General features: G+C 69.4%; 11 protein-coding genes. 5 read left to right on the top strand and 6 right to left on the bottom strand.

The window, feature by feature from the left end; all coding sequences use genetic code 11:
- Window positions 1-55 precede the first annotated feature (55 nt).
- The 3 genes from AZOLI_RS17490 to AZOLI_RS17480 all read right to left on the bottom strand — a co-directional run bounded on the left by AZOLI_RS17490 (window position 56) and on the right by AZOLI_RS17480 (window position 2540).
- Window positions 56-1090: a LysR family transcriptional regulator gene (locus tag AZOLI_RS17490; protein ID WP_014188489.1), complete on the bottom strand. Its 1035-nt coding sequence runs from the start codon at window positions 1088-1090 to the stop codon at window positions 56-58.
- 135 nt (window positions 1091-1225) lie between these two features.
- A complete protein-coding gene (locus tag AZOLI_RS17485; protein ID WP_014188488.1) occupies window positions 1226-1678 on the bottom strand; it encodes a TIGR02588 family protein in 453 nt (150 codons plus the stop codon).
- Window positions 1679-1697: 19 nt separating this feature from the next.
- Complete coding sequence (locus tag AZOLI_RS17480; protein ID WP_014188487.1) at window positions 1698-2540, bottom strand: TIGR02587 family membrane protein; 843 nt, start codon at window positions 2538-2540, stop codon at window positions 1698-1700.
- Between the two features lie 415 nt (window positions 2541-2955).
- On the opposite strand from AZOLI_RS17480, the gene coxB reads away from it, so the two are divergent.
- From coxB to AZOLI_RS17465, 3 genes are read left to right on the top strand one after another with little or no spacing between them, the layout of a single operon-like run.
- Entirely contained in the window at window positions 2956-3960 is a 1005-nt protein-coding gene (gene coxB / locus AZOLI_RS32985) for a cytochrome c oxidase subunit II (protein WP_014188486.1), read from the top strand.
- Complete coding sequence (ctaD, locus tag AZOLI_RS17470; RefSeq protein WP_014188485.1) at window positions 3957-6512, top strand: cytochrome c oxidase subunit I; 2556 nt, start codon at window positions 3957-3959, stop codon at window positions 6510-6512. The genes coxB and ctaD overlap by 4 nt, the downstream gene beginning before the upstream one ends.
- Window positions 6513-6523: 11 nt before the next feature.
- The gene (locus AZOLI_RS17465; protein ID WP_014188484.1) at window positions 6524-6886 is read left to right on the top strand and encodes a hypothetical protein; all 363 of its coding nucleotides are present in this window, start codon (window positions 6524-6526) and stop codon (window positions 6884-6886) included.
- A gap of 106 nt (window positions 6887-6992) precedes the next feature.
- On the opposite strand, the gene AZOLI_RS17460 is transcribed toward AZOLI_RS17465, so the two are convergent.
- From AZOLI_RS17460 to AZOLI_RS17450, 3 genes are all read right to left on the bottom strand, one after another.
- Complete coding sequence (locus AZOLI_RS17460) at window positions 6993-7700, bottom strand: peptidoglycan-binding domain-containing protein (RefSeq protein ID WP_014188483.1); 708 nt, start codon at window positions 7698-7700, stop codon at window positions 6993-6995.
- A 141-nt stretch (window positions 7701-7841) separates the two neighbouring features.
- Window positions 7842-9008 carry a c-type cytochrome gene (locus tag AZOLI_RS17455; RefSeq protein ID WP_014188482.1) on the bottom strand — a complete coding sequence of 389 codons (1167 nt, stop codon included), beginning with the start codon at window positions 9006-9008 and terminating at the stop codon, window positions 7842-7844.
- A 4-nt stretch (window positions 9009-9012) separates the two neighbouring features.
- Window positions 9013-9867, bottom strand: a complete 855-nt coding sequence (locus AZOLI_RS17450; RefSeq protein ID WP_014188481.1) for a cytochrome c oxidase assembly protein — start codon at window positions 9865-9867, stop codon at window positions 9013-9015.
- Between the two features lie 197 nt (window positions 9868-10064).
- On the opposite strand from AZOLI_RS17450, the gene AZOLI_RS17445 reads away from it, so the two are divergent.
- Entirely contained in the window at window positions 10065-11330 is a 1266-nt protein-coding gene (locus AZOLI_RS17445) for an efflux RND transporter periplasmic adaptor subunit (RefSeq protein WP_014188480.1), read from the top strand.
- Window positions 11331-11334: 4 nt separating this feature from the next.
- Window positions 11335-14487, top strand: a complete 3153-nt coding sequence (locus AZOLI_RS17440; RefSeq protein ID WP_014188479.1) for an efflux RND transporter permease subunit — start codon at window positions 11335-11337, stop codon at window positions 14485-14487.
- Window positions 14488-14699 lie beyond the last annotated feature (212 nt).

Here is a 14699-nt window from a genome sequence, read left to right as displayed (position 1 = left end):
TAACGCATGGGGAAAGGGGTTTGAAGTGACATGAAAAAAACGGGTTGGGGCCGGCTTACACGACGCAGAGGCAGGCGCCCTCCTGGTCCATGGCGACGGAATCGACGGCGACCGGCAGCTTCTGTGCCTTCTCCGGCATTTTGGGCCGGTGGGCCTCGCCGCGGCAGGCGTCGGCCGGCAGATCCTCTCCCTGCATCAGCGGGCAGCGCTCGAAGATCTCCGCCACCCAGTCGACGAAGACCCGCACCTTGGGCGACAGATGGCGGTTCTGCGGGTAGAGCGCGGAGATCGGCATCAGGGCCGGGCGCCAATCCGGCAGGATTTCCACCAGCGCGCCGCTGCTTAGGTGGGGCAGGGCCATGAAGCGGGCGGGCTGGATGATGCCCAGCCCTTCCACCCCGCAGGTGACGTAGGCATCGGCATCGTTCACCGAGACAGTGCCGGCCATCTTCACCTCGCGTTCCACCCCGTCGCGCTCGAAACTCGGCTCATGGACCTTGCCGGTGCGGGTGAAGTATTTGACGGCGACGTGGCTTTGCAGTTCCTCCAGCGTCTTCGGCGTGCCGTGGGCGGCGAGGTAGGACGGGCTGGCGCAGGTCACCGAGCGGAAGGCGCCGACCCGCCGGGCGATCAGGCTGGAATCCTGAAGCTCGCCGACGCGCAGGACGCAGTCCACCCCCTCCTGGATCAGGTCGATGGGCCGGTCGCTGAGCCCCAGCATCAGTTCGATGTCGGGATAGGCGCTGTGGAATTCGTGGATCGCCGGGATGATGACCAGCCGGCCGATGGAGCCCGGCATGTCCACGCGCAGCCGGCCGCGCGGCGTCTTGCGCGCGCTGGTGAAGGAGGATTCGACCTCCTCCAACTCCTGCAGGATGCGGGTGGCGCCCTCCAGATAGGCGGCGCCGTCGAGCGTCAGGTTCAGCTTGCGCGTGGTCCGCTGCAGAAGCCGGACGCCCAGCGACGCCTCCAGATTCTGGATGGTGGTGGTGACGGAGGCCCGCGGCAGCCCCAGCGTGTCGGCCGCCTTGGTGAAGCTGTTGACCTCCACAACCCGAACGAAGACGCGCATCGCGTGAAGCTTGTCCATGGCCGTCCTGTCCCGCCCTGCGTCGGCACCACGCCCGAACTCGGGCGGTGCGGCTGGTTGAAGAGGCGCTATTTAACCATGACGCGCGCCGCTGTCGATCATCCGGAGGGACATGGCTGGGTGGAGCGGCGCTTGCTACGGTTCGCTGTAGCCGGTGGGGGCGATGCGCAGCTCGAAGCGAGCGGGGTCCTGCTGGAAGATCAGGCCGCCGAAGCGTTCGGAGTAGGGCGGGAGATAGTCGAACTCCGCCTCCGCCGCCTCGACGACGCGGTCGCCGGACCGCAGCTCTCCGCGCACGCGCAGGGTGGCGGCGGTGGCGGTGGTGCGGTTGCGGATCTGGAAGCGAACGGTATGGCCATGGCCGCCGGCCTGGGTCTCCACCACGGCGATGTCGATCCGGCCGGGCACCTCGCCGCGCTCGCGCAGGCCGTACTGCACCATGTAGGCGATCATCGCGGCGATCAGCAGGGCGCCGATCCCCGCCGCCACCCATTCCAGGGGGGAGGTTGGCGATGCCCGCTCGCTGCCGTCCCGGAGCTTCGCAGCGCCGTCCATGTGCGGGGATGGCTGTGCGTCTTGCGTGGTCATGGGGTTGCCTCCCTTCCGGTCACAGGATCAGGCGGGCGGCGGCCGCGCCGATGGCGCAGGGGAAGCCCAGGACGACGGTGGCGCTGATGATCTCGGCCAGCCCCGTGCCGTCGGTCCGGCCGAAGGTCCACAGCAGATAGAGGCAGATCGCCAGCACGATGACGTAGCCGACGACGGTGAAGCGCAGGAACAGGCTCCAGAATCCCACGCCGCCGGGCGGCTTCGACCCGCCGGGCAGTTCCACCGCATAGACGAAGGCGTGCATCAGCACGAGCGACAGCAGCAGAAGCGCGATCTCCCGCCACGGATCCATCATGTAGGACAGCAGGACCATCTCCTCCGTCGGAGCGACGTTGAGGCCGAGGAAAAGCGCGCCGACCGCCATCAGGAACAGCTCCTGCCCGTAGGTCATGGAGTCCTGGCGCTGCATGCTCTCGGCCGACTTCTCGCCCAGCTGGTCGCGGGCCAGCATGGCGCCGATGGCGGCGGGGAAGCTCTGCAGCGCGATCTTGCCGATCACCTCGCGCGCGGGCATGTCGAAGGACAGCACCTTGAAGATGCCGAGGATGACCGCCGACATCACCACCGCCACCGCGATGGCGACGAAGGCGTCGGCGATGTCGTCGCGCAGGCTGGCGTTGGTCTTGAAGCCGCTGACCACCGACAGGCCGACCAGCAGCGGGATCAGCAGGACCAGCAGCAGCACCAGCCGCCAGGGCGTCATGGTGAAGCCGATCCACCACATTTCCATCGTCATCAGCATCGGCAGCGAGAAGATCAGCGCCCCGGCGAAGGCGCGCGCCAACCCCACCAGAAAGGACCGGTTGTCCTCGTAGGCGGGCCGGCCGGTATCGGCGGTCATGCATCGTCTCCCCAACCCGGCCGCGCGGTCGTCGCAGCCCGCTTCCCAGGGTCAACACTCAAGGCCACGCATAGGTTTCCGCGCTCTCCGAAGGAAGATGAGGGTGCCGAGGAAACCGCTGAGCCTCTGCTGTGTTGACCCTGGTGGGACCATGGGGCGCGGGGCTAATCGCATTTCGGTTCGGAGCGGCGATGTTCCGTGTCGAATGCCCTTCTCCCCTTGCGGGGCGGGATCGGCCAAACGCCAACGGCGTTTTGCCGACCCGCGGGTTGGGATGAGGGGTGCGGCCGGCCGGCAGGTCGGCGGAAATCGGGTTCGCGCCCCCTCACCCCAACCCCTCTCCCGCGGGGGGAGAGGGGCTTTTGCCGACCACGAAAGCAAGGCGCTGTTTTCGAAGAATGGGGGAGGAGGTGGCATGGACGGGCCGAGCCGGCGAACAGCGCGAAATCCTCTGCGGCCGGTCCTGCCGGCGGCGGTTCTGGCGCTTGCCGGGTGCGAGGGGCGGCAGTCGGCGCTGGATGCGGCCGGGGTCAGCGCGCAGGAGATCCTGGTCACCAGCTGGATCCTGTTCATCGGCGGGGCCGTGATCTTCCTGGTGGTGATGGCGCTGGCGCTCTATGCCGCCTTCGTCCGGCCGGAGCGCTTTCCCGGCCGCCGCGCCTGGGTGATCGGCGGCGGCATCCTGTTCCCGGTGGTCACGCTGACCGCGCTCCAGCTGCATGAATTCGCCTTGGCCCGCCGACTGGCGACGCTGGCGCCGGAGCCTGCCTTCGTGGTGGAGGTCACCGGGCTGATGTGGTGGTGGGACGTCCGCTATCTCGTGCCGGGGCAGGAGCCGTTGCGCGGCGCCAACGAGATCGTGCTGCCGGCCGGCCGGCCGGTGGAGCTGCGGGTCGCCAGCGCCGACGTCATCCACAGCTTCTGGGTGCCCAGCCTCGCCGGCAAGATCGACATGATCCCCGGCCATGTGAACCGCCTGCCGCTGGTGGCGCAGCGGCCGGGGCTCTACCGCGGCCAATGCGCCGAATATTGCGGGGCGCAGCATGCCCTGATGGCCTTCGACGTCCGGGTGCTGCCGGCGGACGAGTTCGACGCCTGGATGGCGGCGCAGCGCCGCCCGGTGCCGGAACCGCCGACGCCGGAACTGGCGCGCGGCCGCGATGCCTTCTTCGCGCTCGGCTGCCAATCCTGCCACGCGGTGCGCGGCACGGTGGCGGACGGGCTGGTCGGTCCGGACCTCAGCCGCATCGGCGCACGTACCTCGCTTGCCGCCGGCACGCTGCCGACGCGGGTGGAGACCATCGCCGCCTGGATCGCCGGCGCCCAGCACATCAAGCCCGAGAACCGCATGCCGTCCTTCGACGTGACCGACGGCGAGACCCTGCATGCCATGGCCGCCTGGCTGGAGAGCCTGAAATGACGCTGCGCACCGACGAGCCCCGCGACGAGTTCCCCGGCGGCCGGACGACTCCCAGCCCGGTTCCCCGTCCGCCGGGGGAGGAGGACGCGCTTCGCCGCGTCTGGCGGCTGCCGCCGGGCATCGCGCGCCTGACGGCGGTGAACAACAGCCAGGTCGGCGTCTGGTATATCGGCACGGCGCTGCTGTTCTTCCTGATCGCCGGGATGCTGGCGCTGGCGATGCGGTTGCAGCTGGCCGTGCCGGGGAACGACCTGCTCGACCATGGCACCTACAACCAGTTCTTCACGGTGCACGGCACCGGGATGATGTTCCTGTTCGCCGTGCCGATCGTCGAGGCCATCGGCGTCTTTCTGCTTCCCTCCATGCTGTCGGCGCGCGACCTGCCGTTTCCCCGGTTGTCGGCCTTCGCCTTCTGGGCCTATTTCTTCGGCGGCATCTTCTTCTTCTGCTCGCTGATCTTCGACGCGGCGCCCGACGGCGGCTGGTTCATGTATCCGCCGCTGACCAGCTACGAGCATTCGCCCGGCATCAACACCGATTTCTGGCTGCTCGGCATCGGCTTCATCGAGATTTCGGCCATCGCCGGGGCCATCGAGATCGTGATCGGCATCCTGCGCACCCGTCCGCCGGGCATGACGCTGGACAAGCTGCCGATCTATGCCTGGTCGATGCTGGTCATGGCGGGGATGATCATCTTCGCCTTTCCCGCCGTCATCGTCGCCACCGCCCTGCTGGAGATCGAGCGCGCCTTCCACTGGCCCTTCTTCATCGCCGAGCGCGGCGGCGACCCGCTGCTGTGGCAGCATCTGTTCTGGTTCTTCGGCCATCCGGAGGTCTACATCATCTTCCTGCCGGCGGCCGGGCTGGTGTCGATGATGGTGCCGACGCTGGCCCGCCGGCCGCTGGTGGGGCACGACTGGGTGGTGTTGGCGCTGATCGGCACCGGGTTCTTCAGCTTCGGACTGTGGGTCCACCACATGTTCGCCACCGGCATCCCGTCGCTGTCGCTCAGCTTCTTCTCCGCCGCCAGCATGGCGGTGGCGGTGCCCAGCGGCATCCAGGTGTTCGCCTGGATCGCCACGCTGGGGGCGGGGCGGGTGCAATGGACGGTCGCCACCCATTTCCTGTTCGGCTTCCTGTTCATCTTCGTGCTGGGCGGGCTGACCGGGGTGATGGTGGCGGTTGTGCCCTTCGACTGGCAGGCCCATGACAGCTATTTCATCGTCGCCCACCTGCATTACGTGCTGATCGGCGGCATGGTGTTCCCGGTCTTCGCCGGGCTGTACCACTGGTGGCCGACGCTGAACGGCCGGCTGCTGTCGGAGAAGCTGGGGCGCTGGGCCTTCTGGCTGATGTTCATCGGCTTCAACGTCGCCTTCTTCCCCATGCACATCAGCGGCCTCTTGGGCATGCCCCGCCGGGTCTACACCTATCCCGGCGACCTCGGCTGGAACCTGCTGAACATGATCTCCACGGTCGGTTCCTTCGTGCTGGCCTTGGGCGTGCTGCTGGTGCTGGTCGACATGGCGCGCAGCGCCTTCGGCGGCGGGAAGAAGGCGCCCGACAACCCGTGGAACGCCGGGACGCTGGAATGGCTGCCGAACGAGCTCTACTCCACCCGCAGCATCCCTCACGTCACCGGCCTCTATCCCCTGTGGGAGCAGCCGGACCTGCCGCGCGAGGTGCGCGAGGGCGCCCATTTCCTGCCCGGCGCCCCGACCGGCCGGCGCGAGACCATCGTCACCAGCCCGATCGAGGCCAAGCCGCAATACCTCATGCCGCTGCCGGGGCCGCATTGGGGGCCGTTCCTGGCCGGGCTGTTCACCGCGCTGCATTTCATGTGCCTGACCGTGCAGTGGTATTATCCCTCGCTGGTACCGGCGGTGCTGGCCATCGCCATGGTGATCTGGTGGCTTTGGGGCCTCGACACCGGCGCCGACCACCCGCCGCAGGATGTCGGCGGCGGCTGGCACGTGCCGGTCTACATCCAGGGGCCGAAGAACCATTCCTGGTGGGGCGTGATGGTCCTCCTGCTGGTGGACGGCACCGCTTTCGCCTGCCTGATCTTCACCTATCTGTTCCTGTGGACGGTCAGCCCCGACGTCTGGCCCGCGGGTGGCGACGGGCTGCCGGGACTGCCCTGGCTGGCGGGCGGGCTGGCGCTGTGGGGGCTGTCGGCGCTGGCCATCGGCTGGGCGCGGAGGGCGGTCGACCACAACCGGCACGGCCGCGTCCGCATCGGCCTGATCGTCGCCTGGGCGGCGATGGTCGGCGGCATTCTGCTGGACGCCAACGCCCAGATCGGAACCGGCCTCGTCGGTGCGGCCAGCGCCTATGGTGCCATCGCCTACATGCTGGTGGCATGGCAGGCCTTCCATGTGGCGGTGATGACGCTGATGCTGGCCTACACGCTGGCGCGCTCGGCCGCCGGGCTTCTGCATGCGGAGCGGCGGGTGACCTTCGACAACACCATGCTGATGGGGTGGTACAGCGCGGCGCAGGGATCGATCGCTCTGCTGCTCCTGCACCTGTTCCCCCGTCTGGCGATCTGAGAGGGGGCGTCATGTCGGGCCGCAGCTTTCCCGTTACCTTCGGCGCGATGCTGGCGCCCTTCCTGATCTGGGCTGGGCATTTCGGCCTGGTCTATGCCATCAACGGCGCGGTCTGCGCGCGGGCGCCGGAGGGGGCGATGCTGTTCGGCTATCCGCTTTCGGTGGCCCTGGTCGCCGCAGCGACGGTCCTCGCCTTGGCCTGGGTGGCGGTGCTGCTGGTGATGGCGCTGCGCGGGGGCGGTCCGGCCGGCCATGTCGCCTCCGCCGACCCGCGCCGCTTCGCCCGCTGGTTCGTGGTCGCCGGGGCGGGCGCGGCGCTGGTCGCCATCCTGTGGGTCGGCCTGCCGGCGCTGCTGGTGCCGGCCTGCGGGTGACGGCGAACCCCCGAAAACGACTTCGCCGGTTCCGAAGCACATGCAGCGGCCGGAGTGGCCGCCGCGGATGCCTCGAAACCGGCGATGCGGTACTCGGAGAGTCGGGTTACTGCTGGGTGCCGGTCTGGCCCATGGAGTCCTGCGGGGTGTTCTGGTTCTGCGGAGTATCGCTCGGCATGGTGCCGGTGTTACCAGTGCCGGTGTTGCCCGTGCCCGTGTTGGCGTTCCCGGTCGAGCCGGAGCCGGTGTTGCCGGTGGTGTTCGTGCTGCCGGCGGTGCCGGTGTTGTTGGTGCCGGTGTTGCCGCTCAGGTTCAGCGCGGCCATGGTCTGCTCGTCGGCGCGGCCGGTGGCGCGCAGGCCGTTCTCGCGCTGGAACTGTATCAGGGCGCGGCGGGTATTGGTGCCCCACATGCCGTCCACGGCGATGTCGCGGCCATCGGTGCGGTCGTTCAGCGCCTGCTGGAGTTCGCGCACCTGCTCGCTGCTGAGGCCGCTGGAGGACATGCCGCCGGTGCGGCGGGCCGACGACCGGTCGGAACCGCTGCCCGACGTCTCTTCCCGGACCTCGGCGGTCGCGCGGTCGGTCACGCGGTCGGTCTTCTTGCTCAGGCTCTCGTCCATGGTGTTGCCGGCGACGGCGCCGCCGACGCCACCGACCACCGCACCGACCGGTCCGCCGACCACGGCGCCGGCCACGGCACCGCTGCCCGCGCCGGTTGCCGTCCGCGAAGTGTCGGTGCTGCCGCAGGCGCTGAGCGCGAACAGGGCGCCGGCTGCCGTCGCGGTCATGACGATCTTCGAAATCCCACGCATGGTTGCCATCCTTCTCGATTACGCTTCGATGTTGGCGACCCGCCGCCCGGTGCGGCCTGTACTGTCCTGCCGCACGGCAAGCGACAGCTGGGTCATGTGATGAACAATCAGCAGCGGGCCTTCTTGTTCCCTGACGTCGTCTCAGGATTTTCCGTCATCGCCCTTCACCATGGCGTCACCGTGAGCGCGGCGGGAGTAATACTCGGCTGCTGCATCGATCTGTTCGTCGGTCATTCGGCGGACCGCGGCCTCCATGATTCGGGACAGCGCCGTGTTGCCGCGCGCCCCGTCGCGCCACAGCCGCAGCTGCCCGGCGATGTAGGAAGCATGCAGGCCGTCCAGCGTGGGATAGCGCGGGTCGCGGGCATGGCGACCGTCGCCCGGCTTTTCGTGACAGCCGGAGCAGGCGGCGACGCCTCGTCCCGGATCGCCTGACTCGGCGATCCGCTGGCCGAGCTCCAGCAGCCTCGGATCCGGTTCCGCGGCTGCAAAGCTTGGCGTTGCAGGCTTTTGCGCGGCGAAATGATCGGCCAGCCCACGGATCGCCTCCTCGTCCAGACCGGCGGCGACCGGCTGCATGATGCCGCTGAACCGGTTGCCCTGGGCATAGGCGCGCAAGGTCTCGTACAGATAATCCGCCGACTGCCCGGCGAGCCGCGGGAAGGCGCCGTCGGCCCCGCCGTTGCCGTCCCGGCCGTGGCAGCGGGCGCAGTCCTGCAGGGTCTCGCCCAGCCGGCCGGTTTCCGGGCCGCTGACGGGGCCGGTCAGATCGGCGATGCGGGCACGTCCATCCGGCTGGGTCCCGCCGAAAGCGAGGCTGCGGTATTCTTCCGCGCTCATCCCTTTTAGCCGCAGGAGAAAGGCGGCAACCGCCCAGGGTTCGTCCTCGCGCTGCTGTGCCGGCCAGGCCGGCATGCCGGCATATTTGATGCCGTTCAGGGTGATCCAGTACAGCTCCTGCGGCTTCCAGTCCGCCAGCTGGCTTGGCAGATAGGGCGGCTCCGGCATCATGTGGCGGGAGATCGGGTTGCGCGTCGCGTCGGGCGCACCGTGGCAGGGTGCACAGCCGTTTTCGTAATGGCCGGCGCCGCGGCGGATCAGCGCCGGGTCGTCCAGGTCGGGCGGATCCTCGACGAAGGCGGCATGCGTCTCGACCGAACTGCGCAACGCCATCTCGAAGAACATCTCGACGGGGGGCCAGTGCTCCTTGGTCGCCGCGACGCTGTAGAGGCCGGACCACGCGAACAGCAGTCCGCCGATGCCGGCCGCCACCGCCGCCAGGGCGAGGGTCGTCAGGGTGCGCCGCATGCCCTCACCCGGCCTTTCCGCCGGAGATCCGGCCGTCCTCGATGCGATCGTCCCAAACCCGATCTTCGGCGTTCTGCCGCAGCCAGCGCGCCGCACCGGCCAGCACCAGCGCCACATAGGCCAGCGACCCGACGACCCCCATGATCAGCCCGCCGAGCTGCTGGTCGGCCAGCGGCGACAGGCCCCAGGCCGCGGTGGTGGTCAGGTGGTAGGGGAACAGCGGCGTCCCGGCGAAGATCAGCAGGCCCGCCAGCATCGCCAGATGGACCGAGGTGCCGAAGGCCGCCAGCAGCCCGCGCAGGCGTATGGCGTTCCCGGCCGGTGCCAGCACGCTCCGCCACGCCGCCACCGCTCCGGCGAACAGCGTGCCGTGCATCGACCACAGCACGGCGTTGTTCGCCAGCGCCGCCATGTAGGGCCCCGGCAGGTGCCAGACCCACAGCGTGATGCCGAACAGGCCCCAGGCCAGCTCCGGCCGCTCCAGCGGCCTCACGGCCGTCCGAAGCCAGCCCGGCCAGCGCACCGCTCCCGCCGGCCAGCCGAGCACGAACAGCGGGGCCGCGACCTGCACGGTCAGCAGATGCTGGGCGACGCGGGCGGAGAACAGGGCGGAGGTGAGGTTGCACAGCGGAGAGACGAAGGCGATGCCCAGGACCAGCCAGCCGGCGGCGAGGCACCAGGGCCTGTACCCTGAAGCGCCTTCCGCCGTCCGCGTCCGGCGCGTCACCGTCGCCAGCCCGGCCGCTGCCAGGACGAAGGCGGCCAACAGCCATGGATCGGTGTTCCAGGCCGTCGACAAGTCACCCGGCACCGGTGGCGCGCCGCAGTAGGGGACGAAGGGAAGGGCGTCTGTCGGCATGGCGTGGCCTCGCGAAATCCGGGATCTCTCCGTCCTGTCCAATGACCGGGGCGGCGGGATGTTCCCGATAAAGCGACGTTTCAGTCCGTTTGACCGTAAAGGCAGGGAGCAGAACGCCCGCTGGGATGTTGTTCGCGCATGGCCGATCGGACATCCACTCGGATAGGGGCCAGTCGGAAAACTTGCCGGAGACTGTGATGCCCGCCGCCCATCCCTGCCGCGCCCGCGTCCTTCCCGCCCTCTGCGCGGCCGTGCTCGCAGGGTTGTTCGCCGCCGGAACCGCGAGGGGGCAGGGTCAGCCGGGGGCCGGCCAGACTGCGCCGCCGCCTGCGGTGACCACCGTGCCGGTGCAGAACCGCGACGTGGCCCCGGCGACGGAGTTCATCGGCCGGATCGAGGCCATCCGCTCCTTCGACGCGAGGCCGCGGATCGAAGGCACCGTGGAGCAGGTCGCCTTCCAGGAGGGGCAGGAGGTCCATGAGGGCGACCTGCTCTATGTGATCGAGCCGGCGCCCTATCAGGCGGCGTTGGACAGCGCCGAGGCCTCGCTCGCCAGTGCCGAGGCCAGGCTGCGCGAGGCGGAGCGCGCCTACAACCGTGCCGAGGAGTTGCGGCAGCGCGGCAACGTCTCGCAGGCGCAGCTGGATCAGGCGCTGGCCGACCGCGACGCCGCCCAGGCCGACGTGATGATGAACCGGGCGCAGGTCCGCACGGCGGAGATCAATCTCGGCTACACCCGCATCGCCAGCCCGGTGGACGGCCGCATCGGCGCCACGGCGGTGACCCAGGGCAACCTCGTCAACCCGGCCACCGGCGTGCTGGCGACGGTGGTGCAGCTCGACCCCATCCGCGTCGTCTTCTCAGTCGCCGACCGCGACATGCTGGCCTTCCAGCGGCGGTTCGACGTGAGCCGGCCGGCCCAGGCGGCGGAGAAATACGTGCCGACGCTGATCCTGCCCGACGGCAGCGAGTATGCCGAACAGGGCCAGATCGAGTTCGCCAACAACCGCGTCGATCCGCAGACCGGCACCGTCAGCATCCGCGCGACCTTCGCCAACCCGCAGCGCCTTCTCCTGCCGGGCCAGTATGTGACCGTGCAGCTCCGCCGCGACCAGACGGTACAGCGCCCGGTGGTGCCCGTCGCCTCCATCCAGCAGGACCAGCAGGGCAGCTACGTCCTGGTGCTCGACGACCAGAACAGGGTGCAGCGCCGCCCGGTGGAGACCGGGGCGCAGGTCGACCAGTCGCTGGTGGTGGAAAAGGGCCTGACCGCCGGCGAGACCGTGGTGGTCGGCGGCGCGCAGAAGGTGCGTCCGGGCATGGTCGTGCAGCCCACCCCGGCGGAGCAGATGGCAGACCGCACTCAGGCGGGCGCTTCCCCGTCTCCCGCGGGTGCGGCCGGCAGCAGCGGTGCCGCTCCGGCGAACGGTGCCGGCTCCGGCTCCGGTGCGGCGAAGGAGTGAGGCGATGTTCTCCGCGCTCTTCATCCGCCGCCCGAATCTGGCGATCGTCATCGCGGTCGTCACCCTGATCGCCGGCTTCCTGGCGCTGACCGCAATCCCGGTCGCGCAGTATCCGTCGATCACCCCGCCCACCGTCCAGGTGTCGGCGACATATCCCGGCGCCAATGCCCAGGTGGTGGCCGACAGCGTCGCCGCCCCCATCGAATCGCAGGTGAACGGCGTGGAGGGCATGCTCTACATGTCCTCCACCAGCACCGACACCGGCAGCTATTCGCTGACCATCACCTTCGCCCCCGGCACCGATCCCGACATCGCCGCGGTCAACGTGCAGAACCGCATGTCGCTGGCGACAGCCAGCCTGCCGTCGGACGTGACGCGCCAGGGCGTCACCGTGCGCCGGCAGTCGTCCAACATGCTGATGGCGGTGAACGTCTATTCGCCCGGCGGAAAATTCGACCCGATCTTCATCTCCAACTATGCCAGCCTGAACCTGCGCGATTCCATTGCCCGCGTCCCCGGTGTCGGTGACGCGCAGGTGCTGGGCGCGCTGGACTACAGCATGCGCATCTGGATGAATCCGGACCGCATGACGGCGCTTGGCATCACCGCGTCGGACGTGATCGGCGCCATCCGGAATCAGAATGTCCAGGCGCCCGCCGGCCAGATCGGCGCCCCGCCCATCGGCGGCGACCAGCAGCAACAGCTGACCATCATCGCCCGCGGCCGTCTGAACGACCCGCAGGAATTTGCCGATATCATCATCCGAAGCAACGAGAATGGCGGCGTCGTCCGCCTCGGCGACGTGGCGCGGGTCGAACTGGGGGCGCAGTCCTACACCTCCTCGTCCAAGCTGAACGGCGCACCCGCGGCGACGCTGGTCGTCTACCAGTCGCCGGGCGCCAACGCGCTGGACGTCGCCAACTCGGTACAGGCGGAACTGCAGCGCCTGTCGCAGCGCTTCCCCGAGGGGCTGGACTACGCGGTCGTCTTCAACACCACCAACTTCGTCAACGCCACCATCGAGGAGATCGTGCTGACGCTGGGCATCACCTTCCTGCTGGTGGTGGTGGTCATCTACGTCTTCCTGCAGGACTGGCGGGCGACGCTGATCCCGACGCTGGCGATCCCGGTGTCGATCATCGGCGTCTTCGCCGTGCTGCTGGTCATGGGCTACAGCGCCAACACCATCACGCTGTTCGCGCTGATCCTCGCCATCGGCCTCGTCGTCGACGACGCCATCGTCGTGGTGGAGAATGTGCGCCGCGTGATGGAGGAGCATCCCGAGCTTTCCGCAAGGGAGGCGGCGGGCAGGGCGATGGGGCAGGTCAGCGGCGCCATCGTCTCCTCAACCCTGGTTCTGGCGGCGGTGTTTGTGCCGGTGGCCTTCCTGCCGGGCATCACAGGGCAGCTCTACCGCCAGTTCGCCGTCACCATCGCGGCTTCCTTCATCATCTCCGGCATCAATTCGCTCACGCTCAGCCCGGCGCTGTGCGGTCTGCTGCTGCGTCCGCCGACGGCACCCTGGCGGCCGCTGGCGGCCTTCAACCGCGGGCTGGACCGGGTGCGCGACGGCTATGGCCGGCTGGTCCATGGGCTGGGGCGGCGGCTGATCGTCGGGCTGCTGCTGTTCGTGGCGATCACCGCCGGCGCCTTCGCCCTGCTGCGGGCCTTGCCCACCGCCTTCCTGCCGGCGGAGGACCAGGGCTATTTCTTCGTCAACGTCCAGCTTCCCAGCGCCGCATCGGTCACCCGCACCCAGACCGTGATGGACAGCATCAGCGAAACCATCAGGCAGGAGCCGGGCGTCGCCGACGTCATCGCCATTTCCGGCTTCAGCATCCTCAGCGGCCAGGGCTCCAACGTCGGTCTCGTCATCGTCGCGCTGAAGCCCTGGGAGGAGCGGGGGAGCGACCAGACCGTCGACGCCCTCCTCGGCAGTTTGCGCCCGCGCTTCGGCGCGATGCCGCAGGCGACGGTGACCGCCTTCAACCCGCCCTCCATCCCCGGGCTGGGCGCCACCGGCGGCTTCGACCTGCGCGTGCTCGCCACCGGCGGCCAGACCCCGCAGGAACTGGGTGCGGTGCTGCGCGGCCTGCTGGTGGCCGCCAACCAGGACCCGAACCTGCAGGCGGTTTTCAGCACCTACAGTGCGGAGGTGCCGCACCTGTATCTGGACGTGGACCGCACCCGCGCCTCGCTGCTGGGGGTCTCGCCGGCCGACATCTTCACGACGTTGCAGGCGCATCTCGGCGCCAGCTACGTCAATGATTTCAACCTGTACGGCCGTGTCTTTCAGGTGAAGGTGCAGGACGCCGCCGGCTATCGCGATCAGGTGAGGGAGATCGACCAGCTCTATGTCCGCAGCCAGACCGGCGACATGGTCCCGCTGCGCAGCCTCGTGTCGGTGCGCACCACCCTCGCTCCCGACAGCATCACCCGCTACAACCAGGACATGTCCGCCTCGGTCAACGGCCAGCCGGCGGCCGGGATCAGCACCGGGCAGGCGCTGACCGGGATGCAGGCGGTGGCGCAGAACACCCTGCCGCAGGGCTACGCCACAGAATGGACCGGCCTGTCCTATCAGGAGAGCCAGGTCGGCAACCAGGGCCTGATGGTGTTCGGGCTGGCCCTGCTGTTCGGCTACCTGTTCCTGGTGGCGCAGTACGAGGACTGGCTGGTGCCGCTGGCGGTGCTGCTGTCGGTGGCGGTCGCCGTGCTGGGGGCCGGCGCCGGGCTGTGGGTTGCCGGGCTCCCGAACGACATCTATGCGCAGATCGGGCTGGTTCTGCTGGTCGGTCTGGCGGCGAAGAACGCCATCCTGATCGTCGAGTTCGCGCGCGAGCAGCGGGCCGACGGCCGGTCCATCGTCGATGCCGCGGTGGCCGGCGCCCGCCAGCGCTTCCGCGCCGTGCTGATGACCGCGCTGGCCTTCATCCTGGGCACGGTCCCGCTGCTGGTCGCCACCGGCGCCGGAGCGGCCAGCCGGCGGTCGATCGGCACCACCGTGTTCGGCGGCATGGTGGCGGCGACGGTGATCGGCATCATCTTCGTGCCGGTGCTGTTCGTCGCCTTCCAGCGCCTGACCGAACGGCTGCGCCGCCGCCCGGCCGAGGCGCGCGTGCGCCCGGCGACGGAGGGGGGCATGGGCGACGATTGACCCGCGGGGACCTTGATTGGCATGCATAAGATCCCACATCAGCATGGTCCCCGACATCCTTGAATTTGGCGTCCTTGGTGCGACGCTCCCCCCGCGCATCGGCGCGACGGCGGCCGGCTCCGGGCCAGACGCCGACCGACCCGTACCCTGCCCGGTCTGCGGCTGACCGGGAGGGCGGGCGGCGGCCTTGCAGAGCGATGGGCGGTCGGGGC

This window comes from Azospirillum lipoferum 4B (assembly GCF_000283655.1).
GTDB classification, from domain to species: Bacteria; Pseudomonadota; Alphaproteobacteria; order Azospirillales; family Azospirillaceae; genus Azospirillum; species Azospirillum lipoferum_C.
The sequence above is the reverse complement of the archived record's forward strand: the minus strand, read 5'-3'. Positions and strand labels throughout refer to the sequence as shown.